Source organism: Rhodococcus sp. DMU2021 (assembly GCF_019641445.1).
GTDB classification, from domain to species: Bacteria; Actinomycetota; Actinomycetes; order Mycobacteriales; family Mycobacteriaceae; genus Rhodococcus; species Rhodococcus pyridinivorans.
The window spans coordinates 1-1,945 of the sequence record NZ_JAIFKB010000070.1 but is presented as its reverse complement, the minus strand read 5'-3'; the positions used below and the strand labels follow the sequence as shown (position 1 = coordinate 1,945).

The window sequence follows — 1,945 nt, the reverse complement described above, 5'->3', positions numbered from 1 at the left end:
CCCCGACCCCGGGAATAGGGCACGGCGCTCTCCGGCGATCTCAGAGCCGAACCGGGTGGTCGGTGAGCGGTCCGGAGGCCGGCCTTTCCCGGGTGTCAGAACTTCTGCAAGAGGTGTGTCCCGATTTTGGCAGGACGAAGCGATCACGAAGAAGGACGGGAGTGGGTGCCTTACAGCGAAGCGTCCGGTCGCCCCCCCCTGCGGGACCGGACGCTTCGCTGTAAATTCTCCCACCCTTTCGGGTCGTCTAGGGAAGGAAACGGGCGTGGTGCGCAGCTGCGGCGAGGGGGTCGTCGGCGCCGTTGAGGGCGAGGCCGGCATCGGCGAGTGAGTCGATCACTTCACGCACCGAGGTCTCGGTGTCCGCATCGAGGGTGTCCGCGTCGAACATGTTCACCAGCTCCGCCAAAGCGCGGAGCTCGGTGTGCACGGCGTTCAGCTGTGACTGCACCGCAACGATGCGGGCCGCGATCGTCTCGCTCACGCTGTCGCCTCCTTGGGCTGGGACTGCTCCGCCTTACGCGCGTGGTGCAGGATCGTGCCGACTCCACCGACTGTCATGCCGACCTCCTCGGCGATCTCGCGCAGCTTCAGGCCCTGGGCGCGTAGTTCGAGCACCCGCTCCCGACGTTCGGCAGCGCGAGCGAGGTACTCCTCCCGCGGCTCGGCCATGATGCGGCGCACTGTGCGAGACGACGCACCGATCCGCTCTGCGACCTCGCGGGCTGTGCGGGTGCGCCGAACCGGATTCTCAGCTCCCATCTGTCGCCTCCTTCCACACCAGATCGCGGTCGAACTTCGTCGCCCGCTGACGATTGGCTTCGATCTTCGCTGGTGTCATGACTTTGCCGCTCTTGCGGCCGCGGGCGGATTGCATGGCGACGAAGGTGGCTTCGTAGACGGCCGGACCGTCGGCCCACATGCGTGATTTGGTGACGATCCAGCGGTGGATGGAGGCGGCGATCGCGCGTACTTCGCTGTCGGGCAGGGGCTCGGAAAAGGCGGTGTTGAGTTGCGCGGCCTCCGTTCGGATCGCTCGGTCCAATCCAGCGGGATTGCCCCAGTGGCAACGGATTTCGCGGTATGCCCAGGTTCGCGCTGACTCGAATAGTGCGCAGTTGCGGCCGAGCCCGACCGGGTTCTCGCGGCGTCGTTTGCTTTGCCGCCATCGCGGCGGGGGCATGTGCCGGCCGAGCTCGTGTTCGAGTTCGGTCAGGCTCCGCGGTTCGGGGTGGATCCAGTGCGTTGCCCATGCCGAATGGGTCGGGTTCTTAGTCATCAGACCTGAGTAGGCGGCGTCACCGTCGACGGCTCGACGCAGTCCCTCGGTGACGGCAGCGGCGTAGGCGAGTGGTTTCCTGCGGGCGTACTCGGTGCGTGTGAACGGCTCGGTCAGTGCCCACACGGCGTGCGCGTGTCCGTTGCGGGGGTTCTCCACGATCGCGTTCGGCAGCGGATGGTTCCCTGCCGCCGACAGCGTCCGCAGTGCCGCGTCCGGGTGGTCGACATCGACGACCAACAGATTGCTCAGCGCCTGAGGGTTGGCCTCGAGATAACGCCGCTCGAGCGCATCATGGCGAGGCATCCGATACACCCCCAACAACAAATCGTCCGTTGCCAGCGGCCACAGCGGCAGCCACAACTGTTCCCAATCCTCGGCGTGCGATCCCCCGCGGTCCGTCATGCGGAAGACCCTCGCATACGAAGACTTATTTTTTATGTAGGACGCGCCGAACCAAGTCAGATGTTTCGCCGCGCCACTCGGGAAATACCACTCTTCCGTCACGTCCGGACCGTCGTTTCTCGTGTTCGCAGCTTTAGTGCATGAGGTGTGTAGTGATCTTGATTTGTGGTTGATCGGGACCACGGCCAGTTGAGTGGCACGTGACGGTTCGATGCGTCGGGGGAGGGCGGAAGGTCAGCCGGGTACGGCTGATGGGTGCGG

3 protein-coding genes are annotated in these 1,945 nt (G+C 65.3%); all 3 read right to left on the bottom strand.

From position 1 onward, the window contains the following. Positions 1–247: 247 nt before the first annotated feature. Genes K3M35_RS25630 through K3M35_RS25620 form a run of 3 tightly spaced genes read right to left on the bottom strand, consistent with a single transcriptional unit; the run spans position 248 to position 1,786 of the window. On the bottom strand, positions 248–484 hold the full coding sequence (locus tag K3M35_RS25630; protein WP_220667268.1) for a hypothetical protein: 237 nt from the start codon (positions 482–484) through the stop codon (positions 248–250). Further along, the gene (locus tag K3M35_RS25625; RefSeq protein ID WP_220667267.1) at positions 481–762 is read right to left on the bottom strand and encodes a sigma factor-like helix-turn-helix DNA-binding protein; all 282 of its coding nucleotides are present in this window, start codon (positions 760–762) and stop codon (positions 481–483) included. The genes K3M35_RS25630 and K3M35_RS25625 overlap by 4 nt, the downstream gene beginning before the upstream one ends. After that, complete coding sequence (locus tag K3M35_RS25620; RefSeq protein WP_308257127.1) at positions 752–1,786, bottom strand: replication initiation protein; 1,035 nt, start codon at positions 1,784–1,786, stop codon at positions 752–754. Before K3M35_RS25620 ends, K3M35_RS25625 begins: the two co-directional genes overlap by 11 nt. Positions 1,787–1,945 lie beyond the last annotated feature (159 nt).